Annotated in this window: 19 protein-coding genes; 5 read left to right on the top strand and 14 right to left on the bottom strand. The window is 67.1% G+C overall.

What is annotated here, in order from left to right; translation table 11 throughout:
• Positions 1-54: 54 nt before the first annotated feature.
• From ABIC94_RS03095 to ABIC94_RS03080, 4 genes are all read right to left on the bottom strand, one after another.
• On the bottom strand, positions 55-987 hold the full coding sequence (locus tag ABIC94_RS03095; RefSeq protein ID WP_354371229.1) for an SMP-30/gluconolactonase/LRE family protein: 933 nt from the start codon (positions 985-987) through the stop codon (positions 55-57).
• A gap of 244 nt (positions 988-1,231) precedes the next feature.
• Positions 1,232-2,767: an ammonium transporter gene (amt, locus tag ABIC94_RS03090; protein ID WP_354371228.1), complete on the bottom strand. Its 1,536-nt coding sequence runs from the start codon at positions 2,765-2,767 to the stop codon at positions 1,232-1,234.
• A 21-nt stretch (positions 2,768-2,788) separates the two neighbouring features.
• Positions 2,789-3,127, bottom strand: coding sequence for a P-II family nitrogen regulator (gene glnK, locus ABIC94_RS03085; RefSeq protein WP_007833403.1), 339 nt, complete (start codon positions 3,125-3,127; stop codon positions 2,789-2,791).
• A gap of 70 nt (positions 3,128-3,197) precedes the next feature.
• Positions 3,198-4,022 (bottom strand): TorF family putative porin, encoded by an 825-nt coding sequence (locus ABIC94_RS03080; protein ID WP_354371227.1) that lies wholly within the window; start codon positions 4,020-4,022, stop codon positions 3,198-3,200.
• Positions 4,023-4,238: 216 nt separating this feature from the next.
• Between ABIC94_RS03080 and ABIC94_RS03075 the strand changes: the two genes are divergently transcribed.
• The gene (locus ABIC94_RS03075) at positions 4,239-5,777 is read left to right on the top strand and encodes a YifB family Mg chelatase-like AAA ATPase (RefSeq protein WP_354371225.1); all 1,539 of its coding nucleotides are present in this window, start codon (positions 4,239-4,241) and stop codon (positions 5,775-5,777) included.
• A gap of 13 nt (positions 5,778-5,790) precedes the next feature.
• On the top strand, positions 5,791-7,026 hold the full coding sequence (locus tag ABIC94_RS03070; protein ID WP_354371224.1) for an MFS transporter: 1,236 nt from the start codon (positions 5,791-5,793) through the stop codon (positions 7,024-7,026).
• Here the strand turns inward: ABIC94_RS03070 and ABIC94_RS03065 are convergent.
• The 6 genes from ABIC94_RS03065 to tssJ form a co-directional block, all read right to left on the bottom strand.
• Positions 7,019-9,133 carry a serine/threonine protein kinase gene (locus tag ABIC94_RS03065; RefSeq protein ID WP_354371222.1) on the bottom strand — a complete coding sequence of 705 codons (2,115 nt, stop codon included), beginning with the start codon at positions 9,131-9,133 and terminating at the stop codon, positions 7,019-7,021. The two genes, ABIC94_RS03070 and ABIC94_RS03065, sit on opposite strands and share 8 nt — an antisense overlap.
• Before the next feature lie 31 nt (positions 9,134-9,164).
• The gene (tagF, locus tag ABIC94_RS03060) at positions 9,165-9,887 is read right to left on the bottom strand and encodes a type VI secretion system-associated protein TagF (RefSeq protein ID WP_354371221.1); all 723 of its coding nucleotides are present in this window, start codon (positions 9,885-9,887) and stop codon (positions 9,165-9,167) included.
• A gap of 1 nt (position 9,888) precedes the next feature.
• Positions 9,889-13,524 (bottom strand): type VI secretion system membrane subunit TssM, encoded by a 3,636-nt coding sequence (tssM, locus tag ABIC94_RS03055; protein WP_354371219.1) that lies wholly within the window; start codon positions 13,522-13,524, stop codon positions 9,889-9,891.
• The gene (locus ABIC94_RS03050) at positions 13,524-14,906 is read right to left on the bottom strand and encodes a DotU family type VI secretion system protein (protein ID WP_354371218.1); all 1,383 of its coding nucleotides are present in this window, start codon (positions 14,904-14,906) and stop codon (positions 13,524-13,526) included. The genes tssM and ABIC94_RS03050 overlap by 1 nt, the downstream gene beginning before the upstream one ends.
• An 8-nt stretch (positions 14,907-14,914) precedes the next feature.
• Positions 14,915-16,294: a type VI secretion system baseplate subunit TssK gene (gene tssK / locus ABIC94_RS03045; RefSeq protein WP_354371217.1), complete on the bottom strand. Its 1,380-nt coding sequence runs from the start codon at positions 16,292-16,294 to the stop codon at positions 14,915-14,917.
• A 160-nt stretch (positions 16,295-16,454) separates the two neighbouring features.
• Positions 16,455-16,970 (bottom strand): type VI secretion system lipoprotein TssJ, encoded by a 516-nt coding sequence (tssJ, locus tag ABIC94_RS03040; protein WP_354371215.1) that lies wholly within the window; start codon positions 16,968-16,970, stop codon positions 16,455-16,457.
• Positions 16,971-17,100: 130 nt separating this feature from the next.
• Between tssJ and ABIC94_RS03035 the strand changes: the two genes are divergently transcribed.
• The 3 genes from ABIC94_RS03035 to ABIC94_RS03025 are packed head-to-tail and all read left to right on the top strand — an operon-like array spanning position 17,101 to position 20,290.
• Positions 17,101-17,502, top strand: a complete 402-nt coding sequence (locus tag ABIC94_RS03035; RefSeq protein WP_354371214.1) for a TssQ family T6SS-associated lipoprotein — start codon at positions 17,101-17,103, stop codon at positions 17,500-17,502.
• Positions 17,503-17,550: 48 nt separating this feature from the next.
• Positions 17,551-19,482 carry a type VI secretion system-associated FHA domain protein TagH gene (gene tagH, locus ABIC94_RS03030; RefSeq protein WP_354371212.1) on the top strand — a complete coding sequence of 644 codons (1,932 nt, stop codon included), beginning with the start codon at positions 17,551-17,553 and terminating at the stop codon, positions 19,480-19,482.
• Complete coding sequence (locus tag ABIC94_RS03025) at positions 19,475-20,290, top strand: PP2C family protein-serine/threonine phosphatase (protein WP_354371211.1); 816 nt, start codon at positions 19,475-19,477, stop codon at positions 20,288-20,290. The genes tagH and ABIC94_RS03025 overlap by 8 nt, the downstream gene beginning before the upstream one ends.
• Positions 20,291-20,299: 9 nt before the next feature.
• Here ABIC94_RS03025 and ABIC94_RS03020 read toward each other — a convergent pair whose 3' ends face one another.
• Genes ABIC94_RS03020 through ABIC94_RS03005 form a run of 4 tightly spaced genes read right to left on the bottom strand, consistent with a single transcriptional unit; the run spans position 20,300 to position 25,108 of the window.
• Positions 20,300-20,680 (bottom strand): DUF4150 domain-containing protein, encoded by a 381-nt coding sequence (locus ABIC94_RS03020; protein ID WP_354371209.1) that lies wholly within the window; start codon positions 20,678-20,680, stop codon positions 20,300-20,302.
• Between the two features lie 35 nt (positions 20,681-20,715).
• Complete coding sequence (locus ABIC94_RS03015; RefSeq protein ID WP_354371208.1) at positions 20,716-21,363, bottom strand: DUF3540 domain-containing protein; 648 nt, start codon at positions 21,361-21,363, stop codon at positions 20,716-20,718.
• A 50-nt stretch (positions 21,364-21,413) separates the two neighbouring features.
• A complete protein-coding gene (locus tag ABIC94_RS03010) occupies positions 21,414-22,466 on the bottom strand; it encodes a pentapeptide repeat-containing protein (protein ID WP_354371206.1) in 1,053 nt (350 codons plus the stop codon).
• Entirely contained in the window at positions 22,463-25,108 is a 2,646-nt protein-coding gene (locus tag ABIC94_RS03005) for a DUF2169 family type VI secretion system accessory protein (protein WP_354371205.1), read from the bottom strand. The genes ABIC94_RS03010 and ABIC94_RS03005 overlap by 4 nt, the downstream gene beginning before the upstream one ends.
• Between the last annotated feature and the right edge of the window lies 1 nt (position 25,109).

Raw genomic sequence — 25,109 nt, 5'->3', positions numbered from 1 at the left:
ACATTCGCGGAGCAAGGTACCCCGTCGGCGGGAGCGCGCCCTGAATGCCCCATCTCAGTCCTCAAAGAAGCTGACAGGCAACCCAGGCACATCGACGCGCATCGAAATCACTGTGCCCGATGCCGGCTTCTGCTCGATCTCCGCGGCAGGCCGGCCCTTGCGTCCGCTGGTGACGAACATCGTCTTCAGGTCGTCGCCACCAAAGCAAGGCATGGTCGGGCACTGAACAGGAACGGAGACAGACGCCACGATTTCACCCGTTGGCGCGAAGCGCAGCAGCTGGGCGCCTTCGAACATTGCAACCCAGTAGTGGCCTTCCGAATCGATCGTGGCGCCATCGGGCCGGCCTTCATAGCGCACGGGCGACCCGGGTGTCCAGCCTTCGGGCTTGGCCTCGAACTGGTGGAACACGCGTGCATGCGAAAGCGAATTGGCCTCGGCATCCCAGTCCCAGGCGCACACCACATGCGCGGCGGTGTCGGCCCAGTAGAGGGTGCGGGCATCGGGCGAGAACGCGAGGCCGTTGCCGGTGGTGGACTCGTTGGCCATCTGCGTCAATGTGGGCGCCACGTCGGTGTCTGTGCGCGCGTCGAAGCAGTAGAGCGCGGCGTTGGCCCGGTCCTTGGCCTCGTTGAGCGAACCGCCCCAGAAACGGCCCAGCGCATCGCATTTGCCATCGTTGAAGCGCATGGTGCGCACGTCGTGCTCCACGCGCGCCATCGCGACCAGTTCACCGCCCCATTCGCGGGCCCGGTAGATGCCGTCGCGCAGTGCGATCACGAAACCGCCGCTCCTGGCCGGCGCTATGCAGCCGGGCTCGGTGGACAAGGACCAGCGCTCCACCCTGGCGGCCGGCGTGCCGATTTCGCCGCGCGTGCGCAACACGGCACGACCGGGAATGTCGAGCCAGTAGAGCGAGCGTTCGTGCGGATGCCAGAACGGCGACTCGCCGAGCTCGCAAAGGCTGTCTTCGAGGGTGGTCCACATGATGATCGGATTGTGCATCCGACCCAGACAAAAAAAAGCCCGCTGACGCCGAAGCGCTCGCGGGCTGAACATCCAAAGGAGACCTTGCTGAAAAATTCGTTCCTGTTTTTCTTCTTGTCACCAGCAGCCCGCGCACCACATGCCTTCTTCGTGGAACACCGCGGAACCGGCTTTTCCGGGCCGCTGGTGTTGGCGAAGCGACACGAAGTGCGCGAAGACTGGGGGGTTACCTATTGCTTGGGGTTTACCTGTTGTATGCGGTTTCGCCGTGCGAGGAGATGTCGAGGCCTTCGCGCTCTTCTTCTTCCGACACACGCAGGCCGATGGTGAGGTCGGCGATCTTGAAGGCGATGAACGCCACCACGCCCGACCAGACGATGGTCAGCAGCACGCCCTTGAGCTGGATCCAGACCTGGGCGCCGATGCCGTTGGACACGATGCCGGCCGTGACCCAGTCGCCCACGAGGCCGGGGCCGCCGAGTGCCTGGGTGTTGAACACGCCGGTGAGCAGCGCGCCGACGATACCGCCGACACCGTGCACGCCGAACACGTCGAGCGAATCGTCCGCGCCGAGCAGCTTCTTGAGACCGTTCACGCCCCAGAGGCAGGCGAAGCCGGCAACGAAACCGATCACGAGGGCGCCCATCAAGCCGACGTTGCCGGCCGCGGGGGTGATGGCCACCAGGCCTGCCACGGCACCCGAAGCGGCACCCAGCATCGAGGCCTTGCCGCGCATCAGCGCTTCACCGATGCACCATGCGAGCACGGCGGCGGCGGTGGCCGAGAAGGTGTTCATGAAGGCGAGCACGGCGCTGGTGCCGGCTTCGAGGGCCGAACCTGCGTTGAAGCCGAACCAGCCGACCCACAGCAGCGAGGCGCCGACCATGGTGAGCGTGAGCGAATGCGGCGTGAAGGCTTCCTTGCCGTAGCCGACGCGCTTGCCGATCACGAAGGCACCGACCAGGCCTGCAACGGCTGCGTTGATGTGCACCACGGTGCCGCCCGCGAAGTCGAGCGCGCCCCACTGCCAGATCAGGCCGGCCTTGGCGTTGTTGGCATCCACCACGTTGGCGGCGGTGTAGGCATCGGGGCCGAGCCAGAACCAGACCATGTGGGCCAGCGGCGCGTAGCTGAAGGTGAACCAGATCACCATGAACAGCAGCACGGCCGAGAACTTGGCGCGCTCGGCGAAGGCACCCACGATCAGGCAGCAGGTGATGCCGGCGAACGTGGCCTGGAAGGCAGCGAACAGCAGCTCGGGGATGTAGACGCCCTTGCTGAAGGTGGCGGCGGGCGCGAACACGCCGGTGGCCGGATCGAAGATCCCCTTCATGAAGAGCCGGTCGAATCCGCCGAAGAAGGCATTCCCTTCGGTGAACGCGATGCTGTAGCCGTAGATGAGCCACAGCACGACGATCATCGAGAAGGTGACCATCACCTGCATCAGCACCGACAGCATGTTCTTGCTGCGCACCAGGCCGCCGTAGAACAGGGCCAGGCCGGGAATGGTCATCATGATGACGAGCAGCGTGGACAGCATCATCCAGCTGGTGTCACCCTTGTTGAAGGAAGGAGCGGGAGCCGCGGCGGGCGCTGCTTCGGCAGCAGCGGGCGCGGCGGCAGGTGCCGCAGCCGCAGGGGCGGCCGCGGGAGCCGGGGCGGTTGCAGCCGGTGCCGTGGTGGCAGCCGGCGCTTCGGCCGCCGGCGCCTGTGCGAAGGAGGCGGTGCCGGCAGCGAGCACGCTCAAGCCGAGCGCAAGAGAAACAAGCAGTTTTTTCATGGTTGTTTTTTTCCGGGCTGATCAGAGGGCTTCGCGGCCGGTTTCACCGGTGCGGATGCGAACGACCTGCTCGAGGTTGTAGACAAAAATCTTGCCGTCGCCGATCTTGCCGGTGCGGGCCGCGCCTTCGACGGCTTCGATCACGCGGTCGACGAGGTCGTCGGACACCGCCGCTTCGATCTTGACCTTGGGCAGGAAGTCGACCACGTACTCGGCGCCGCGGTACAGCTCGGTGTGGCCCTTCTGGCGACCGAATCCCTTGACCTCCGTGACCGTGATGCCTTGCACGCCGATGGCCGACAGTGCTTCGCGCACCTCGTCGAGCTTGAACGGTTTGATGATGGCTGTGACCAGCTTCATGATGACTTTCTCCTTCTTGGATGGAATGAATGGTGCGGCAGCTTGGGCCGCACCTTGTTCTTGTGCCTGCTTACAGGGTCTTGCTGAGCGTAACGATGAAGCGCGCCTTGTTGGGCGAGTAGTACTGCTCGCCGATGGGGCCGAAGCCGAAGTCGACGCCCGGGTTGCTCAGCGCGAGGTAAGAGCTCTTCTTGTTGGCGCCCTGCACCGAGCCGGCCAGTGCCAGGCCGTTGCCGAAGTCATACGACACGCCCACGTTGTAGTCCACGTAGCTCTTGTAGCCCAGGCTGCGGATGTCGCTGGACATGTGGGTGTAGCCCACGGCGGCCTTCAGCGTGAGCTTGGGCACGATTTCCTTGCTGTAGGCCAGGTTCAGGTAGCCGGTGTTGCGGCCCTTCAGGCCCGAGCCCGACTTGTAGCCGGCGTAGCCGAAGTAGTCCTTGGAAACCGTGTGCGAGTACTTCAGGGTGAACGAGCCGATGGCTTCGTCGGCCCAGGTGCCCGCGCCGTAGAGCTCGGTGGTGTTGCCGATGGAGTTGCCCGGGTAGATGTAGGTGAGCGCGCCCACGTCCAGGTCGAACGGGCCGGCCTTGAACTTGTAGCCGCCGTAGAGGTCGCTCTCGATGCTGTTGCCCTGCAGCCAGTTGACGCTGGAGTTCCAGTTGCCGATGTAGAAGCCGCTTTCGCCGAACGCGTAGTCGAAGCCGCCCTGGATGGCGGGCTTGAAACTCTTGGTCTTGGCGTAGTCGTTGTTCCCGATCATGTCCTGGTCCTGGCCGCGGAACTTGTAGTTGCTGGTCAGGGCCACATTCCCCGTGAGCTGAGCGCTCGCCAGCATCGGCAGGGCTGCAAGGGCGACCATGGCCACTGCCTGGGCGAATTTACGGTGCATCATCGAGACTCCTCGGAGTTGGTTGGATTGTTGGGGGACACCGTTTCATAGCAGGGAGCGTGCCAAAGTGCTCGTTCCGCCCTGCTGTGTGGCCATGGCCCCTGTCTCCGCAACCCGATTGAAAAGTTACAAGAGTGTTCAGGTGCGGCGCCCCTTCGGGCACCGCGGTGCATAAGTCCGACCAAAAACGGGCGCACCATATTGGGGAGAGGTAGAAGAATGAGCTTGTCTTTGGTGCAAAGCCGCGCTTTGCTTGGGCTGGAAGCGGCCAGTGTCACGGTCGAGGTGCATCTGGCGAACGGCCTGCCGAGCTTCACGCTCGTCGGCTTGGCGGAAACCGAGGTCAAGGAAGCGCGCGAGCGCGTGCGCTCGGCCATCCAGAACGCCGGCCTCGAGTTTCCCAATAACAAACGGATCACGGTCAACCTGGCGCCCGCAGACCTGCCCAAGGACTCCGGCCGCCTCGATCTGCCCATTGCGCTCGGCATCCTCGCGGCCAGCGGGCAGATACAGTCCGCCCGGCTGGCGGGGCATGAGTTCGCCGGCGAGCTCTCCCTTTCAGGCGAACTTCGGCCCGTGCGCGGTGCGCTGGCCATGGCGCTCGCCCTGCACACCCGCGGCATCGCGACACGCCTGGTGCTGCCCACCGAAAGCGCAAAAGAAGCGGCTCTGGTGCCCGGCGGCGAGGTGTACGGCGCCAGGCACCTGCTGGACGTGGTGCAGCGCTTCATGGCGGAAGACGCCGAACTGCCTCAAACCGAGCCGCCCAGCGCGGATGGCTGGGCCCGGGTCCATGCCGCCACCGCGGCGCCCGCGCCCCTGTATGCCGACCTGGCCGACGTGAAGGGACACGCGGGTGCCAAGCGCGCCCTCGAAATCGCCGCCGCAGGCGGCCACAGCCTCCTGATGGTCGGCGAGCCGGGCTCGGGCAAGTCGATGCTGGCGCAGCGCTTTGCAGGGCTGCTGCCGCCGATGAGCATCGACGAGGCGCTGGAGACCGCGGCGGTGGCGAGCCTGGGCGGAAGCTTCTCGACCGACCGCTGGATGAACCGGCCGACCTCGGCGCCGCACCATACGTCGAGCGCGGTGGCACTGGTGGGCGGCGGATCGCCCCCGCGGCCGGGGGAAATCTCGCAGGCGCACCACGGCGTGCTTTTCCTGGATGAATTCCCCGAGTTCGCGCGCTCCGCCCTCGAGGCGCTGCGCGAGCCGCTCGAAACCGGCACCATCACCATCGCGCGGGCGGCCCGGCGTGCCGAGTTTCCTGCGCGCTTCCAGCTCATTGCGGCCATGAACCCCTGCCCCTGCGGTTACCAGGGCTCGGCGCTGAAGGCCTGTCGCTGCACGCCGGACCAGATATCGCGCTACCAAGGCAAGCTGAGCGGCCCGCTGCTCGACCGCATCGACCTGCACATCGAAGTGCCAGCGGTCTCGGCACAGCAGCTGCTCGATGCGCCGGCCGGCGAGGCGACCGGCAGCATCCGCACCCGCGTGGTCGCCGCGCGCGAGTTCGCGCTGCGGCGCCAGGGCAGCCCCAACCAGGCGCTGCAGGCCGGCGCCATCGACCGGCACGCCGCGCTGGACGACGCCGCACGGCAGTTCATGGTCAACGCCGCCGCCAAGCTCGGCTGGTCGGCGCGCAGCACCCACCGCGCGCTCAAGGTGGCGCGCACGGTGGCCGACCTGGCCGGCGCCGAATCGGTGCAGGCCGTGCACGTGGCGGAGGCGGTGCAGTACCGTCGGGGGTTGCGAAACTGATTGCTGATCGGCAGTGAACTCCCCCGCGCCCGCGCTCTACAACCACCGCATGGTGGGCTGGCTTTCGCTCGGCCAGCTCATCACCTGGGGCAGCGTCTTCTACGCCTTCGCGCTGCTGATGGAGCCGGTCGAACGCGAGCTGGGGCTGAGCCGGGCGCAGTCGTCGCTGGCCTTCAGCCTCGCGCTGCTGGCCGAAGGCGCGCTGGCGTGGCCGGTCGGCCGCTGGATCGACCGTGGGCATGAGCGGGCGGTGATGACGGGCGGCTCGCTGGTCATCACGGCCGGCCTGCTGCTCCACAGCGTGGTGCACAGTGCCCTCGGTTTCTACGGGGCCTGGATGCTGCTCGGCGCGGGGCTGGCGGCCACGCTCTACAGCCCCGCGTTCTCCATCGTCACGCGGCGCTTTCCCAACGACTTTCGCCGCGCGATCATCACGCTGACTTTTCTCGGCGGGCTGGCCAGCACGGTGTTCATTCCGCTGGTGGCCTGGCTCATTGCGCAGCTGGGCTGGCGGCATGCGCTGTGGGTGCTGGCGGCCATTCACCTGTGCATCTGCGCGCCGCTGCATGCGCGGGTGCTGCGGCATGCGCCAGCATCCGCTGCCGCCGCAACGACCACAGCCGGGAGGTCCCGGGCCAGCGCATCGGCCGCCGTTGCCCCCGCGAGCCACTACATGCGCACCGCCCCCTTCCTGCTCGTGGGTGTTTTCACCGTGCTGCTGATGGCCGTGACGGCCGCGCTGCCGCCGCACATGGTGAGCCTGCTGCGGGGCGCGGGTCTCAGCGAATCGTGGGCCATTGCCGTGCCCGCGAGCATCGGGCTGGTGCAGGTGCTGGGGCGGGCGCTGCTGTATTTCTTCGAGCACCACTTCGACCTGCATCTGGCGAACCGGCTGATTCCCTGCCTGATTCCGCTCGGCCTCCTCGCGCTGCTTGCGGGCGCCGGCCATCCGGGCGCCGCGCTGCTGTTCGTGTTTTTCTACGGCATGGGCAACGGCATGCTCACGATCGTGAAGGGCACCGCCATTGCGCAGTATGTGAACCGCGACCACGTGGCTACGCTCAACGGCGCGCTGGGCCTGCCGAGCGCCATCGCCCGCGCCCTGGCGCCATTGATGCTCGGCGTGCTGTGGCAGCCGGAGGCCGGCTACACGCCCGGCCTCTGGGTGCTGCTGGCGGCCAGCGTCGCCGCGGTGCTGGCGCTGGTCGGCGCCCAGCGCTGGCGCCGGGTGCCCCGCACGCCTACTTGAACTCGTGGCTGACCACGGGTGCCGAGCGGCTGTCCTGCACCGTGATGCGCTGCCGGTACACATCGAGGTCGCCGTTGCGCACTTCGATGTTGTAGATACCCGGCCGAAGCGACAGCGACTTGAGCGGCGGGCTCACGCCGCGGTCCGCACCATCGACGAAGACCTGGCCCCAAGGCCGGATGTTGAGCACCACGCGGCCATTGCCGGGCGGAGCGGCAGGCGATGCGGGCGGCGGCGTGGCGCCGCCGGCCACCACGGTGGGCACGGCGTTGGTCGGGCTCGTGCCGGGTGCCGCGGGCACGGTCGGCGAGAGCCGGTTCAGTTCGGCGATGGCATTGCGTGCCTCGCGCGCATGCAGGCCGCGCCGGTACCGGCGCAGGTAGGCCTCGTAGCCTTCGCGCGTGTTCTCGGCCTGGGCCAGGTTCCAGTCCTCGACTTCGGAGGTGGCGAGGGCGGCCTCCGGCGGTGTGGCCGGCGTCGGTGTTGTCGGCCCCGGTGGCACTGCCGCGGTGGCCGGCGCTGCCGGGTTGGGTGCGATCACCGGCACGTTGTCCAGCGGCGTCAATGACCCGGCGGGCGCACTGGCCGCTGCCGCGGGAGGCGTGGCCCCGCCGGGCGCTGCCGCCACGTTGCCGCCTGGGGCGCTTTCACCCGGCGGCACGGCAGCGGGAGGAGGTGCGTTGGTGGACATCGGCCCCGAAGGCGGAGGCACCGGTGCCATGGCGGTCGAGGTCTCCTGCTGGCCCGAACTCAGGCGAAGGCCGATCCAGCCGCCCACGGCCACCAAGGCGATCACCAGCACGCCCACCAGCTTCCACGGCGGGCGCGACGACGACGGCTTCCTGGCGGACATCGGCTGCTGCTGCTTGCCTGCGGCCGATGGCGCGCGCGCCGGCGCGGTCGCCTCGTGCGGTGCGGCGGCCTTGGGCGCTGGCGCCGGAACCGGCTCCGGGCTGGCCGCCGGCTGGGTCAGGGGTTTGGGCTTGGCCGTTTCGGGGGCGGCGGCCTTGGCCTGCGCAGCGGCGGCCGATGCAGCAGCTTCCCGCACCGCGGCGGGCTTCGGAGGTGTCGACGCCGCTGGTGCTTGCTGCGGTGCCGGCGCCAACGCCGGCGCGGCTTTGGAAGCCGCTGGAAGAATGACCGTCGGTGCCCCCAGCCCGCTCACATAGGTGTCGCCGAGCTTGGCCAGACCCAGTTCGGCCGCGAACGCGGCCACGGTCTGCGTGCGGTCCTTGCTGTGCACGGCCAGCGTGTGGTCGACCGCCGCGCAGAACGCCGGGCTCAGGTCGCCGCGGCCGAGCGAAGACAACGGCACGTAGGCGTCCTGCACGCTGCGCACCACGGCCGAGGGCGGCGGATGGCCGGTGACCGCGCGGTACAGCACGGCCCCCAGCGCATAAAGATCGGTCCACGCGCCCTGCAGCAGCGTGTTGTCGTCGGCGTACTGCTCGATGGGCGAATAGCCCGACTTCACCATCACCGCCACTTCATCGACCAGGTCGGCAATCGACTTGCGCGCCGCGCCGAAGTCGAGCAGCACCGGCAGGTCGTCTTGCTGGATGAAGATGTTGTCGGGTGCGATGTCGCGGTGAAAGCACTGGCTGCGATGCAGGGTTTCGAGCGCGCCGAGCAGCGGCCCCAGCATGCCGAGCAGCCAGGCTTCGGTAATCCTGGTCGGCTCTTCTTCGGCCAGGCGGCGCAGCGTGCGGCCGCGATACAGCTGGATCGCCATGTAGGCGGTGGAGTTCGCCTCCCAGAAACGGTGCACCCGCACCAGGGCCGGGTGGCTGAACTGCGCGAGCGTGCGCGCTTCGTTGATGAAGCTGCGCAGGCCCGCCTGGAAGGTGGCCGTGAGCCGGTCGGAACGCACATGCACGCTGTTGTCGCCCACGCGGCGCGCGAGCATCGACGGCATGTATTCCTTGACGGCCACCTCGCGCTGCAGCGAATGGTCGTAGGCGCGATAGACGATGCCGAAGCCGCCTTCACCGATCACTTCGAGCAGCTCGAACTCGTCCAGCCGGTGGCCGGTCTCCAGCGGATGGGGCCGCTCCTGCGGCTCGGGCGGCGCGCTGCTGCCATGGCTGCTGCTGGCGTTCGTCGTCATGCATCTCCTCCCGCGGCGGGGGTCTGTTTACTCATGCCCATGGCACATGCCCCTGTGAAAACAACTTGGAAAACAACGGCGTGTTGAGGCCCCCGCCGTGGGCGGCGGTGCGCAGCGGCGAGCCGTCCGCCTGGTTGGTCCACCAGTAGCTGGTGCTTCCGAATGCATCGAAGCACAGCGGAAGCTCGGGCCAGCCGAGGCGCTGCTGGGCACCCGCGCCGGCGCTCCCGGCCGCGGGCCCCAGGATCGACAGGATGTCGTCCGAGCCGCCGCTCGCGGTCTGGAAACCGCCATGCGCCGCGGCCAGCACCTGGTGGTCGAACTGGTCGGGTGCCACGCTGTGGCGAATGGCCTGCAGCAAGGCGGTGCCGCACTGCCAGTACCACGCGGCGGAGCCTTCCAGCATGGAAGGCCGGTAGTTCGATGCCGCGACCTGCAGCGTCACGCACACGGGGTAGTAGCGCCCCACGCGATCGCAACTGGGTGCAATGCAACCAAACTGCACCGCGTCCACACCCTGCGTTGCCGGAATCGCAAAGTTCCAGACCGGCGCGACGACGTAGTGCCGCGTCATGGCATCGGGCCAGCGCTTGAAGGAACCGAGCCCGTTCTGCATCCAGCGGTCCCACCAGGCCTGGAGCTCGCGCGGCATGCGGCGATAAAGAAAGTCGCCGGCCGAAGGCAGCTTGCCGTACCAGCCGATCTGCTCGTCGGTCGGCACCCACACGCGCGTCGAAGGAATGCCGCTGTTCATGTCAGGATTTCCCCGGGCACGAGAAGCCGTTCATCTGTTGCAGGCGCAGCGGGTTGTAGACGCTGTTCGCAGTCACCGCCAGCACCACCTTCTTGCCTTGCATGTCGAAGGTTGCGTTGAACGATTCGGGCGAACTGCCCGCCGAGACCGAGGCCTTGTCGAAGAGCCGATGCAGCGCCCACGGCCCTTCGGTCACGATGCCGCCGGCCGGCGTGCCGTTGGCAGTGGTGACCTGCAGCCGCACCTGGTTGCTGTTGCGCGGGCCGGGCCACTTCACGGTGCTTGGAGCCTGCGGGCCGTGCGCGTAGCGCACCGTCTGCCCATCGATGTCGAGCGTGAACTGGCTGATGGCGGCGTCCATGTCCTCGGGCCGCAGGTCGATGGTGAACGACGGCGTGCGCCCGCCGGCCATGCCGGTAAAGAACACGTCGCGGATCGCCTGCGCCTTCTGGAATGAATCGAGATACGCCGAGCGTCCCGGTGAGCTGCCGTCGACGCCCTTCTTGAAGGCCCAGGGGTTGACGGAGGTGTCGACCTGCGAGGCGAGGTTCTTCTGGAAGAAGTCGTCCATCATGCCGCCCGGCGCGAACAGCTGCGCGAAGTCGCCGGCCGCCACGTCGCGGTTCGAACCGCGCGAGAACGGATAGCGCCCCGCAATGGCCTGGTTGCAGAACTGGCCGATGGTGGCGGCCGCGCTCTGCCCGATGTTCTGGCGCGTCACCGCCGCCGCCTTGGACGACGCGGTGGCCGAAAGGTCGTTCAGCATGCCCTGGAACGGCACCGGCAGCCGGCCCGCCTCGGCCTGCACCTTGGTGACCGCATCGCTCGAAGGCGGGATGTTGCCGCTGCGCAAGGCCGTGTCGGTGGCGGTAAGGAAGGTGTAGAGCTCGTTGATGAGCGCGGCGGTGGCGTCGATGGGCGCCTGACCGCCGGCCTTGGGCGCGGTCACCATGCGGCGCAGCGGCGCAAAGTGGTTATCCACCAGCGACTCGGGCCGGTCCGGCGCGGTGTTGCGGCGCTGGCTGCCGTCGGGCTGACCGATGAGTTGTTCGATGCGCTCGCGCGTGCTGGCCACGCGGTTCTGCGCCTGGTCGAGCAGGCTGCGCGTGGCCTCGTCGTGGTTGCGCAGCAGGTCGGTCTCGCGCGCGGCACCGCGAATGAGGCGCGACATCGGCGACTCCGAGGTCGAGAGCACGCGCGTCATCTGGATGCTCTGCAGCAGCGAGCGGCTGTCGGCCAGGCGGACGTCGGCCAGGTACTCGTCCCAGATGCGGATGTAGTCGGTGAGATAAAGCCGGCGCACCTCGCGCAGCAGCAGCTCACGCGACGTGATGTCGGTCATGCCCGGCGCGCGGATCTGCAGCACCCAGCGGTCTTCCTGCTCGAGCGCGAGCGTGGTCTCCGCCATGCGCTTGTCGAAGATGTCCCAGTAGCCGCGGTAGGTGAACAGCGTCGGGATGCCGTCGGTCAGCGGCTTGCCGCTTGCGCGCTTGATGACCAGCGCCGACTCGGCCCCCGCCGCCTCCGCAATGCTGAAGGCGTTGGGCGGGCTGGTCTGCAGCAGGATGCGCCGCAGCCGCGCATAGGAGCGCTGCGCCAGCGGCACGCCGGCCAGGCGGTCGCGCGTCTGGACCACGAGCCGGTCGTCCTTGGCGAACGGCGACGTGACCACGCGCCCCGCGAACAGCGCCTGCAGATGCGTCTCGAGGTTGGTGCGCTGCTCGCGCGTGAGCGCGGCGCCGATCTTGCGGTCCACGTCGGTCAGCAGCCAGGCCTGCAGAAAGTCGGCGTCGTAGCGCTCCGCGTCGTACAGCATGAGGTAGGCCTTGAGCGCCTCGTAGCTGTATTCGGCATCGGTCTTCGAGGCTTCGCGCAACGCCTGTTCCACGCGTTGCGCCGCTTGCGGCAACAGCACGCTTTCGAGCGCGCGCTGGTAGACGCCATCGGTCGCCGCCTGCAGCTTCTCACCCTGGTAGAGCCCGAAGCGGTAGCTCACCGGCGGATCGCCGATGTCGAACTGGCTCGACTTGGGCAGGTCGCGCAACCGGTCGAGCACCAGCAGCGAGCTGGCGAGATCGCTGTTCGAATCGACCACCGTCGGCAGCTCGCCGCGCGCCGCGGCCTTGTTGAAGGCCTTGGCGTTGTTGTCGACCTCGGCCACGTAGTCGCGGTTGTTGCGCCAGCTGTTGATGCCCGCACCCAGCAGCACGACCAGCAGCAGCCCGATGAGGCTGTAGCCCGCCAGGTCGATGGCCCGCTTGCGCCGGTACCAGCGCAGGTTGGTGCCGGCCACGCCCGCGTCGCGGAAGATCACTTGCTGCAGCAGCTCCTTCAGGAAGTAGCTCTTGCCCGGACCCGGCGGCGGCGCGGGCGGCGCGTTGACCTGCAGGTAGCGCTTGATGGCGCCCATCACGCGGTCGAAGGCCGTGCCCTCCTGCGTGCCGCTCGTGAAGTACACGCCGCGCAGCATCGGCGCGACTTCGAACTTCGAGGGGTTGAACACATCGGCCAGGAAGGTGCCCAGGATGTCCTCGAAGCTCGCGAACTGCTGCGGCAGCAGGTAGGCCTGCGCGCGGCGCATCTGGTCGGGCTCGGCCGCCAGCAGCTCGGGCAGGCGCTCGTCCAGGCGCTGGTGCAGCAGCTTGTATTCCTGGTGGAAGCGTTCGCGCAGGTCGGCCTTGGCCGGGTCCGCCGGGTTGGCGTCGATCGGAAAGGTAAAGCCCCAGACCTGCGAACGCTCGGCCCGGCCCAGCGAGCCGAAGTACTCGTTGAAGCCGGCCAGCAAGTCGGTCTTGGTGACCAGCACGTACACCGGAAAGTTGATGCCCAGATCGTTGCGCAGTTCGAGCAGCCGCTTGCGCAGCGCCATGGCGTGGCGCGCGCGCTGGGCGTCGTCGGCCAGCGGCAGATCGGCAATGCTGATCGTAAGGATCGCGCCGTTGATCGGCTGGCGCGGGCGGAACTTCTTCAGCAGGTCGAGAAAACCCTTCCACTCGCTTTCGTCGGTTTCGCGGTTGCTCTCGTGCGTGGTGTAGCGCCCGGCTGTGTCGATCAGCACCGCCTCGTTGGTAAACCACCAGTCGCAGTTGCGCGTGCCGCCGATGCCGCGCACCGCGGCCTTGCCGAGCTGGTCGGCCAGCGGAAAGTCGAGGTCGGAGTTGACCAGCGCCGTGGTCTTGCCCGAGCCCGGCGCGCCGATGAAGATGTACCAGGGCAGCTGGTACAGGTACTGCCGGTCGAACACCGCGAAGCGGCCCGCGGCCTTGCCTTCGGCGCCCGAACCGAAGCGCATGTTCTTCAGGATGGCGGTGGCGTCGGTGAAGCCGCTTTGCAGCTCCTTGATCTCGGGTGCGTCTTCGGGCTTGGCGGCCTTTTCTTTCGTGGACGGCGTGCGCAGCTGGTTGAGCAGCTGCGCGTTCAGGCGCCGCTCGCGCCATTTGCGGTACAGCACGCGCGCAATCCAGATCGCGAACATCAGCGCGATGACCACGATGCGGACGAACTCGCTTTCGAGCGGCCGGTAGCGGCCCACAGCGATGACGGGGCCGATGACCCAGATCAGGAACGCAAGCGCCAGGAGCCCGAAAAAGACCCACAGGTCGCGGCTCACGAGAAAACGGAAAATCGCGCGCAGCATCAGCGGGTTCCTCCCTGTGGCTGCGGCTGCGGCGCGGCTGCGGCCACGGGGGCCACCAGCAGCGTCACTTCGACACGCCGGTTGCGCGCGCGGTTGGCCGGCGAATCGTTGGGCACCAGCGGATCGGCATCGCCTCGGCCTTCGGCGCGCAAGCGCTCGGGCCGGGTGACGCGCGTAGCAATCATTTTCTTGACGGCATCGGCACGCGCCTGCGAGAGCTGCCAGTTGGACGGGAAGCGCACGCTGCGAATCGGCTGGTCGTCGCTGAAGCCGCTGATGAGCACGTTGCCCTCCACCGAATTGAGCGCGTCGGCCACGCGGGCGAGCACGGGCGCATAGCGGTCGAGCACGCGGTCGGAGCCCGAGCCGAACAGCCCGTCGCCGCGCAACACCACCACGCTGCGGTCGGCCTCGTCGCGCACCGTCAGCAGGCCGTCGCGGATCTCGGGTTCGAGAAAGCGCTGCAGCCGCGGCTGCGGCGCCGGCGCAACGGCCACGGCGCGCTGCGTCTGCGGCAGGCGCACCGCATTGACCGCGGCGAACGCGCCGTCGGAGCGGCCGGCCAGGCTGAACGTGAGCACCCCGAACACCAGCACCAGCAGCACCGCCGCCACGGCGCCCACGGCCCACAGCGGCAGCCAGTTGCGCGTGCGGCGCACCGGCGCGCTCGCATCCTGCCAGTGCGGCGACAGCGGCACGGCAATTTCGCCGCGCGTTTGCCGAATGATCTGCAGCAGCCGCTGCTTGAGCGTTTCGAGTTGCGTGCGGCCGTTGTCGATGACGCGGAAGCGCCCTTCGAAGCCCATGGCCAGGCAGAAATAGATGAGCTCGATCAGCTGCAGGTGCTGCTGCGGGTTCTGCACCAGTCGCGACAGCAGCTGAAAGAACTTCTCGCCGCCCCAGGTCTCGTTGTGGAACATCACGAGCAGGCTCTGCGACGACCAGATGCTGCCGCCCCAGGGCGTGAGCGCAGCCGCTTCGTCGACGGCGGTGCACAGGCAGTAGCGCGCGCCGATGATCACCTCGGGCGCAATGCCGCTTTGCTGCGCGCGCGTTTCGAAGCGTCTGACCTCGTCGACCAGGTGCTCGCGCAATTGCGCGGGCGCATCGTGGTGGCCGGTGGCGCGAATCTGCGGAATCAGGTCGAGCAGCGGATTGGCCGCCGCCACGAGCGGGTTGTTGCCGGCCAGCGCCGTGTCGCCCGCATGCGGACGGCGTGCGTCGTGCCATGCGGTGAACGACTGGGGTTGCTGGCCGAGGCCGCGCGACGCCTGGGGCATGCCCGCCGGATCGCCGTTGCCGCCATTGCCGTTGTTGCCGCCGCCCGGGTTCGGAGGCACGAAGCCTCCCGGACCGACGGCCATGTCGTTGACACCGTTCATAGGGTCCCTCACGGACGAATTGCCCAGAACTCCATGGCCAGGCCCGGAAAGTCGCCGGCCAGGTGCATCGCAACGCCGCCCGATTTTTCGAGCTGGCGCCACATGTCGCCGCTCTTGTCGAGTTCGAAGTAGTGATAGCCCGCGTTGTACGGAATCTGCCGCGGAGCGACCGGCAGCGGCCGCACCGTCACGCCGGGCAGCTGCAGTTGCACCAGGTCGCGAATGCGTTCGACCGAACCGATCTTGACCTGCGTCGGAAAGCGCTGCTGGATGGCATCGGCGGGCAGGTCGGCATGCACCGCGAGCACGAAGCCCGCGTTGCGCACCAGCACCGGATCGGGCATGCGGCCCACGCGCACGCCGTGGCTGCGCTCTTCGAGCTCGATGGCGATGGCGCTCTGCTCGAGCACCGCCGACAGCGAGCGCCGCAGCTCTTCCATCAGCGGCCGGATGCTCTCGTTGAGGTTGTCGTGGTCGTACACCGGCCACACCACGGGGCGCCGCGTGGGCGAGGTGTGCGTGGCCAGATGGCAGGCCAGCTTGAGCCAATCGGTGAACAGCTGCTCCGGGTGCACCTGCACCGCCTGCTGTGCATGCCAGGTCGTTGCAAGATAGCGATTGACGAGTTCGAGCAGAAGAAAGTCGGAGACCTCGCTCACGCCGCCGCGGCCTGGCTGCGAGAGCCGGGAAGCCAGTGCCTCCGAACGCTGCGTGAGCAAGCCGTGCAGCTCGGCGATCATGCTGCGCAGCATGGCGTGCGCCGACGCATCGAGCACCGGCGGAATGTAGTTGGCATCGACCACCAGCTTGTGGTCGGTGCGGCGCTCGATCACGCGCACCGCGCCAATGGCCTGCCACTCCGCCGTGAGCGACGATGCGCGCGCAAGACGCAGCCGCGGCTTCGCCAGCTGCAGCACCGCGGGGCCGAGCGCCACCGCATTGCCGTCGGCCACCTCGCGTTCGATCACGCCGAAGCGCGCGGCCGAACCTTCGTCTTCCGAGAAGATGACTTCTTCGCTGCCGGTGCGGCGCAAAGGCAATGCAAGCACGATCAATTCATCGGTCAGGTCGCTCGGCACTTCATAGGGCAGCGGCGCATCTTCGGCGCCGAACGAGAACGGCGTGCCATCGGGCAGCACACCGGCACCGCCGAGCAACGACACCCGGCCGAGCGCATAGGCATCGCGGTCGATGTCCAGGTGAAGCCATCCCCAGTAGGCGCCTTGCAGGCCCGCGGTACGGCGCGTGACGTATTGCTCGACATAGCGCTCCAGTTGCTGGAAATGCTGGGGCCGCAGGTACATGCCTTCGGACCACACCACGCGATTCGCCAATGCCTGCGGATGGGCGCCCTGTCTGCCAGCGCCCGGGTTGCGAACTGTCACCAAAGAACCTCCTGGGCGGTGCCCACACTGAAGCGGGAGGTGTTTGTTAACGACCTCCTGATTGATTCGATTTTTTTTCTCTGATGCTACACGGCGCTTCTTACGTTTTGCACCGAATTTCGCGTGCGGATTGCTCGCACTTTTTAGCTACAACGCCGAGAAATTAACGACTTGGTAGTAACTCGATGCCGGTCTTGCGAATCGCGATGCGCACGGTTTGCTCGCTCGGCGAAAACTGCCATACCTTGTAGAGGTTGGTTTGCTTTGGCTCCTTGAGCGGCAATACGATGCGCCAGCGCGAAACCTCGAGCTTGCGGTAGCCGGCGATGATGCCGATGGCGCGCGAGTCGAGCCCCGCCTCGCGCTTGAAGACGCGCTCGTCGCCGCTGCGCAAGATGGCTTGATCGGCGTTCACGAGTTCCGTCGAAAGCGTCTCGCGATCGCGATCCTGTAGTGCAAAGTAGTCTGCCGTCTCGAAGTTACCGGAAGATTTCAGTTCGAAGACTTTGACGAGAATGGGCGCCGGCTGGCCCCGCCCGTCGGGGTTGACGCCATCGTCGATGCGAATGGTGACGGCGTACGGTGTGGGCAACGACTTCGCAGTCGATGCGCATCCACTGAGGCCGCCAAACAACGGTGCGGTTGCAAGTGCGCCTTGAAGCAAGGTTCGTCGATGCATGAGATCTCCCTCAGAGGTTCGCGGCCTATATTATCGAAGTCGTGCACACGAACCGTGTCGCATCGCGTGCCTGTCGCATGACAGCGGCACACTATCGCAAGCATTGCCTTTTGCAAGGTAGGAGAGAAGATTGAAATCATGTCTGCCTGCTTTGGCGTTCGCGTTATTTCTGGTTGCTGGTTGCACGACCACGCCAGCGCCCGATCCGCAACCCGAACGCCTGAGCCAGCAAGTGGCGCGCACCACGCTCGAACGCGCGCAACAGGCGTATGACGAGGGCGACTATGCCAAGGCCATTACCACGCTCAAGAGCGGCGGCGTGTCGGTGTTCGAAGCCGCGGAGCCCGGCACGCGGCTCGATGCAATGAAGCTCGAGGCATTCAGCTACTGCGTGGCCAACCAGGTGCCCGAATGCCGCACGCAGTTTCGCAAGATCCTCGATACGTTTCCCAACTTCGACCTGAGCGTTGCCGAACGCAAGCACCCGGTGTGGGGCCCTGCCTTCGAAGCCGCCAAGCGAATGAAGCGTTGAATGCCGCGGTCGAGATGAGCCGCGGCTCGACATGAACATGGAGATGCCATGCGTTGGACGGTGATCGAACATGCCGGCAGGCCGGTGACGTCGGGGGCCTCGGCGCTTCTCGCGGCGCCCGGTGGAACGATTGGACGCAGCCCCGACAACCACCTTGTGCTGCCCGACGAACAGCGCCAGATCTCGCGCCTGCAGGCCACCGTGCGCTTCGACGACAAGGGTGTGGCGGTGCTGCGCAACATGAGCGCGGTGCTGCCCATCGGCGTCAACGAACGCACGCTGCAGCACGAGCAGGAATCGCCGGTGGCCGACGGCGACCGCGTCACCATCGGAAGCTATGTGCTGGAAGCGGCAAGCGGCCATCGCGCTGCCACCGTCGCACCACCGGTCGCACCCGTCGTGTCGACGCCGCCGCAGCAGCCTGCCACGCCTTCGCGTGATGTCCCCTTTGCGAACGCAACGGCGCAGACGCAGACGCAAGCGCCCATGGGCTCGTTGCCGCCGGACGCACCGGTCTCCGATGTGTTCTCCGACCTCTTCGGCGCGGGCGCGCTGCCCATCGGCGATGCGCAGCCCGTCACCGTGGCCATGCCGGCGCCGGTATCGGCACCGCCGCGCGTCGAAGCTTCTGCGGCCGCGCCGGCATTCGCGCCGAAAGAACAGGCAGCACCGCCTGTACTGGCTCCGCCGCCAGCGCCGGTGCCAGCGCCGCCAGCAAGCGCTCGAACGAGTGCATCGCAGATTCCCTCCGCGGCTGACTGGGACGCCATCCTCGCCAATGCGCCGCGCCGCGAAAAGAGCGCACCCGAGCCCATGCCCGACCCCATGGCGCACCAGCCCTTCGAGCTGCCCTCGCAGGCGAGCAGGAACCCGGTCGATCCGCTGGCCGAACTGAACCCGCATGCGGCGAGCGACATGTCCGACGTGGCGCTGAAGCGCGGCGTGGACCCGCTCTCTTTCTTTGCCGCCGACAGCAACGCGCCCTCGCCGCTTTCCGATCCGCGCCCGACCTCGCTGACCCACGAAGACCCGCTCAGCGACGTGCATCCCGCCCTCGATCTGCTGGCCAAGCCGGCCGCGCCGCAAGGGCACAGCCATTCGAACCACGCACGCGAAGTTTCTGCGCAGTTCAGGCCGCCGAACCCGGTGCCGTTCGATCCTGCGCCCGTTGCAAAGCCGATGAAGGCAGAGGTGGCGGCTGCGCCTGCGGAACCACCGCCACCGGTTCCGGCCGCCCGCGTGGAGTTGGCACCGCCCGTGGAGGTAGCACCGCCCGTGAAGGCCGTGCCACCCGAACCGGCCGCGCCGGAACCGCAGCCTGTTGCGCCTCCGCCGGCGGCCGCCGCGGCGGCTCCACTGGCATCGCCGGCCTCCTCCTCGGACGAACTCTTCAAGGCCTTTCTCGAAGGTGCCGGCGTGCCCGACGTGGCCGGCCAGCAGCCGCTGGACGCCGATGCCATGCGTCGCCTCGGCCGGCTCATGCGTGCGTTCACTGACGGCACCATCGAGCTGCTCTCGTCGCGCGCCATGCTCAAGCGCGAGGTGCGCGCCGAGATCACGATGATCGTCGACGAGGAAAACAACCCCTTCAAGATTCTTCCCAACGGCCGCGCCGTGCTGATGCAGATGTTCGGCGCGCGCATGCCCGGCTTCCTGGCGCCCGAAGCCGCCGTGCACGACGCGCTCGGCGACCTGCAATCGCACCAGCTCGGCATGGTGGCCGGCATGCGCGCCGCGCTGCTCACGGTGCTGAAGCGCTTCGACCCCACGGCGCTGAACACCGCCACGCCGCACGACGGCGGACTGGGCGAGAAGCTGCTGCCCGGCGGCCGCGAGGCGCGCTTGTGGCGCCAGCTGCAGAAGCTGCACGCGGAAACCACAGCGGCTGTCGAGGACGATTTCCAGGCCGTCTTCGGCCGGGCCTTCCAGCAGGCCTACGACAAGGAGATGGAGCGACTGAAGGAGGCACGCCGTGCTTGAAACCACCCCCCGTGCTTTCGCGGTTCCCATTTCCACCTCGCAGTTCTCCTGCGTGGGCGAGCGCAGCGGCAACCAGGACGCCATCGGCTACCACCTCGACGAATACAACGCCTGCTTCGTCGTGAGCGACGGCGTCGGCGGCAACGCGGGCGGCGAACTGGCCGCGCGCATTGCTGTCGACACCGCGCTCAACACCTTCGTCCGCAACCCGTCGGTGGAGAAAGAGGATATCCAGCACGCCGTGACGGTAGCCAACGACGCCATCCTCGCCAAGCAGCGGGAGCTCGCCGACCAGAGCCGGATGAGCGCGACCATCGTCTCGCTCTTCGTCGACCGCACCAGCGGCCAGGCCTGCTGGGCCCACGTGGGCGACAGCCGCCTCTACTGGTTTCGCCGCGGCGCGCTGATGCAGCGCACCGAAGACCACAGCCTGTCGGAACGCTCGGGCGAAGCCGCCATGGACAACGGTGTCAATGGCGGCGAGCGGCTTGTGAAAACCAATTTGCTGTACCGCGCGCTCGGTGCAAGGGCGACGGCGGAAACCACTGTGTCAACGCCACAGCGGCTCGCCGACGGCGATGCATTTTTGCTGTGCACCGACGGGTTGTGGCAGCTCATCTCCCAGCAGGTGATGGAGCGCTCGCTGCAACTGGCCGACAGCGCCGAAGAATGGCTCGCACTGCTGCGCCGCGCGGCCGAAGCCAAGGCCGACGAGTCGCGCGACAACTACTCGGCGCTGGCGGTGTGGGTGGGGTTTCCGCAGCAGGTGACGCTGGCGGGGACGGCGACCGTGCGCGCTGCCGCCTAGAGTGACCAGTCAGGGCGCGAGGACCAGCACCTTGAATTGGCTCGGGATCAAACGCATGCCAACGATATTCATGCGGTTTTGCAAAGACACGCTGGTTACCCGCGTCGTGGGAAGCGCCTTCGTCAGAACCGTGAACGCGCCGGTGATGTGGCGCGACTGCTGCATGAACGTCTGCGAAATGATGCCTCCCAGAACGCCCGGCTGATCACCCAACGTGATGGGCGTGACAGTTCCCAGGTTGTGGGCAGGCATGGCCATGAGCAGGATGTTGGGAACGTTCGGAATCGCCATGGGCCCCAGTGCCACGTTGGGAAAGGGCACGGGGACTGGCGTCTTGCACACATCGGGAAACGCGAGGTCCATTCCCATCAACTGACAATTTGCGAACATGGGATCTCCTGTGGATTGAGTGGGTCCGGGGCCTGTCAGCCCATGTGGATCTGTGCACTGTCGACCTTGACCAGGTCCTGCCCCGTGACCACGGTGTGCCTGCCGTGGACACGCACTGTTTCTCTGGCTTCATGGTCCACGTGTCCTGCGCGCAACTGGTCCGTCTCATCGACGATGCGCAGTGCCGTTCGGGCCATGTGCACCATGCGATCCACCACGGACTCCAGGGCCTTCCCGAAGAATCGCAGGTGCCCGACGCTGGCCTCGGTCGACTGTGCGCAGAAGTCCATCTCGGTCACGGCACAGGTGGCCTTGGAGGCCGCCAGGTTCAGCATGCGCCCGCCATGCAGTCGCAGTTCCGAACTGCTTTCAAGGCTGACCCGCCCGCCTGTCATGGCGGTCAGGGTGACATCGCCGGCGGCCTCGATGCAGCTTGCCGAGGCCTCCGCCTGTTCGACCACGGCGATCAGGTACAGCCGATAACGATCCGGTCCCGACACCAGCACCGTGTCCCCCGGCTCGGGTCGAAGCAGGCAGCTCGCGGCCCGGCGGCAGGTCCAGGTCGCGCCGCTTTCATCGACGACCGTCCACTGGCCGTCGGGCGTGCTGCCCAGGAGATGCCCCAGGACGTGGACCGAGGATGGTTCCCTCGGCGGATTCGGATGCAGTGATACGACGTTCATGGCTGTCCCTTCTGAATAAAGTCCGGATGTCCTCGCATGCCCTATTCGGGTCACGTACGTGAGGCCGACCATTGCTGCGCCTTGTGCAAGCCCTCGTCGACCTCGATGATTCCACTGCGCGCGGAAAGCAGCGCCCCTGCCATCCGGGCATGGTGCATGCGGGTTCGCTGGAAGATCGCGCCTCGCAGATTGCAGTCCCTCAGGTCCGCGTACGAAAAGTCCGCATCGGACAGGCTGGCACGCTCGAACACGGCGGCGTGGCATCGGGTCCGGTGCAACGCGGAGAGATCGAGCTGCGCCTGAGTGAAGTCTGCCCCTTCGAGGCATGCCCCGACCCACACGGATCGCGGAAACCTGGCGCCTCGGCAATTCGCGCCCCGGAGGTCGGCCTCGGGAAACAACGCAGCCTCCCCGTGGGCATCGGCGAGCTGGACGGACTGCATGGCCGCCCCCTTGAAGTTGCTCTGCGTGAGCACGGCGCGGGACAGGTCGACGCCCTGCAACCGGCTCCCGGTGAACTGGCAGCGCACCAGTGTGCGACCCGAAAGATCCATGCCTTCCAGAACGCACTCGTTGAACACGCAGCTGTCGCATGAACCGCCGTCCCAGGCCATGGCACGCAGATCGGACTTCATGAAGACGCAGAAGCTCATCTGCACGTCGGACAACCTGGCGCCATCGAGGGTGGTCTCGAAGATCGCCATCCGGTCGCAACGGCCGAAGTTCAACACCGCATCCTTGGCCGTGCATTTGTAGAAGGCGCTTCCGGAGACATCCGCCCGATTCAGCATGGCACCCTCCAGATTCGACTCCGAGAACTGTGCGCCCGACAGGTTCGCAGCCTCGAGGCGAGCGCCGGCAAGCCCGCAGCGCACGAAACGCACGTCCTTCAGGAGCGCGCCGGACATGTCCGCCTGCGACAGACTGCAACCGATCAGGCTGGCATCCTCCAGGTTCACGCCGGCCATCCTCACCTGCATGAGGTTGACGCCCTGCATCTGCGCACCCGAGAGATCAAGCCCTTCGAGGTTCTCACCGCCGAGATCCACATTGAGCAGGGGTATGCCATTGCGAATGCGATCCAGCAACTGCTCGCGCGTCATGCACCTGCCTCTTCACGACGTTTCGGCCACTGCTTGGCGTGCTGCGTGTAGGCGCCTGCGAGCAAGGTCGTGGCATCGATCCATGCCTGTGAAACGTCGGCCCGATAGAGGTTGGCCCCCTCGAGGTTCGCGAACCTCAGATCGGCCTTGGCCAGGCTGGCATCGATCAGATCCGCCCCTTTCAAGGAAGCGGCGGTCAGGTTGGCGCGGATAAAGAGGCTCTCCCCTCCCACCAGTCCGTCCAGACGCGCGCGCGTCAAATCGCACTCGGAGAAATCGCAATTCTCCAAGCACGCGCCCGTGAAGTCGGCGCCTTCCAGCCGCGTCGTCCTCAAGCCGCACTGCTTCAGGCGAGCACGCTGGAATATCGCAGCCGGCATGACCGTGCCATGCGCAAAGCTGCAGGCCTCGAGAGAAGCGTCACTGAAATCCACGCCTGCGCTGGCGTCGGTCGTGATGAAACCGCAGCTGTCCAGCCGCGCGCCCACAAAGGCCACCTGATCGAATGCGCATTCGATCCATATCACCTGCTTGAACTGCGCCGCATCGAAGCGCAGGTGCTCAAGACGAACCTTCCAGAAGACCAGGTTCGACCAGTGGGACTCGCGCAGATCGCAACGGCACCACTGGCTGTCTCGCAATTCGTTGGCATGGAACCGGGCCTGCCGAAACACCGCTTCGTCGAACATGGCGCCCTGGCAGTTCGTGCCGTCCATGCTCGCGCCCGTGAAGTCGGCGCGTGTGCAATGGGCCTTGGCGAGACTGGCGCCATCCAGCCGCGCATTGACCAGGCTCACCTGCGCCAGGGTCGCGCGCGCCAGGACCGCGCCGCACAGGTTGGCCCCGTCCAGCCGCGCCTGGGTGAGATCGGCGCTCTCGAGGTTGGCATGCGACAGGTCGTAGCCCCGCAGGTCCATGTCCGAGAGGTCCACGCCGCACAGGTTGGCGCCCACGAATTGCTTCGCTCCGTCGCGCGCTCGGTCCAATCGGCGACGCCATTTGGCGGAGCGGAAGCTCGTCGCCTTCGGGGGCGCCGGCTGCAGGTGCGCCATGTGCCGGTGAGACTCGCGGATCCGCTGCACCTGGGCCTCGTCCTGCGCGGCCTGTCTTTGGGCATCGTCGGGGGAGCGGGTTTCGACACCTGCCTCCGCTGCACGGCGCGCGCGCAGACGTTGGATGGTTTCGCCGGGGTCAACCCTGGCGCCGCCGTCGGGCATCTGCGCGAGCAGGTCTTCGTCCATCGCGGGCGCAGCGACGGCCGCAGACTGCGAACCCGACGCTACGGATGGCTTCTGTTGCGCGCCGTCGGCGCCAACGCCACCCACTGCGCCTTTGGCGCGCCGGAGGTCTTCGAACTCCCGCTTCAATCGCTCCTGGTACAGGGGCAGGTCATCTAGATCGGGCAACGTCTCCGACTCCGCGAAAGGCGGCAGATGAACCTCAGGGTCGAGTCCCCGCTGGAGGAGCACCTGCTTCCTCTGCTCATACGCGCGGCGCGCCCCCGCCCTCGCGTTGCGTACCGAGGGTCGTTCCGCGGCCCGCAACTGTTCGTCCAATTCCAGGGCGCCCAGGATCGACTTGGGGGCCAGGTCACTGTCGCGAACCGCATGGATCGCGGTTTCGGGGTTCAGGCGTTTGGCCAGCACCGGCGCATAGTGGTCCATCGTCCGCGGCGCATCCGGCATCTCGATGGCCGCCATCAGATGACGGACATCGGCCGCGTCGTCTTCAATGATCGAGAAAACACCGTGCCAGATCAGCACGGCCCGTTCAAGGTGCGGAAAGAACCAGACCGTGGTCAGCCGCAAGCCGGCTTCCTTCAGCGCGCTGCCGTCCTTGTTCCAGCTGGCGAAGGCACGCACGCGCCAGTCTGGAAGGCATCCCCGCAGAACGGGCTGGGCTGGATGCATGTTCCAGAGTTCGTAGGGCAAGCCTGCCGGCACTTCCTGCAGCCCCTCCCACCGCTGATCGACAGGCGCAGCATTGAAGTAGCGCCAGTCTGCGTCGCGTGCCAGTCCGGGGAAGTCCTGCTCGCGCCATTGCTCGCCATAGTCGCTGCCGAGCAGACGCAGGCGCTGCGGCCAATCCGGCGGGATGCCGCCGAAGCCCGAAGGGCGGACGGCATCGCGCGGTGAACGCATGCGCTGGTGCGGCGCCTCCACATTGGGCAACCGACGGGTGCGCACACCGTTGACCCGTTCCTCCTCGGCGCCTGTGCCGAGCGGATTCTCCGGAATGCCGGGGCCGCCGAACGCGCGCGTCCAGTCCAGGGGCATGCGATCGAATGCCTGCGGTTCCGTCGCCCGGCCATCCAGCCAGTACCGATCGCCGGAAACGATCAGCGACTTCTCCAGGCTACCGACGCGCACCTGCACGGCGCAGGTCGTCTTGTCGGCCTGATGGGCAGTATGGCCATAGCCGCTCAACAGCCATTCCGGCACCAGCTTCGGCAAGCCCAGATCCAGGACACCGCCTGTGCCGATTTCCTCGGACGCGATTCGCCAGAGATCCTGTTCCGAGTAGAGCTTGGGTTCCGGCTCAAGGCCCACAAGGCCGAGCGCCGCCACACCCAGGTAATTCCTTCCGGCCTGCGCATAGGGGCGATTCAGCAGACTCAGCCGCAGAGGCTTGATGGTCTTCATG

It is taken from the genome of Variovorax paradoxus (genome assembly GCF_040544635.1).
Classification (GTDB): Bacteria; Pseudomonadota; Gammaproteobacteria; order Burkholderiales; family Burkholderiaceae_C; genus Variovorax; species Variovorax paradoxus_R.
Note: the sequence above shows the minus strand (reverse complement) of the source record. Positions and strands in the feature narration are given on the sequence as shown.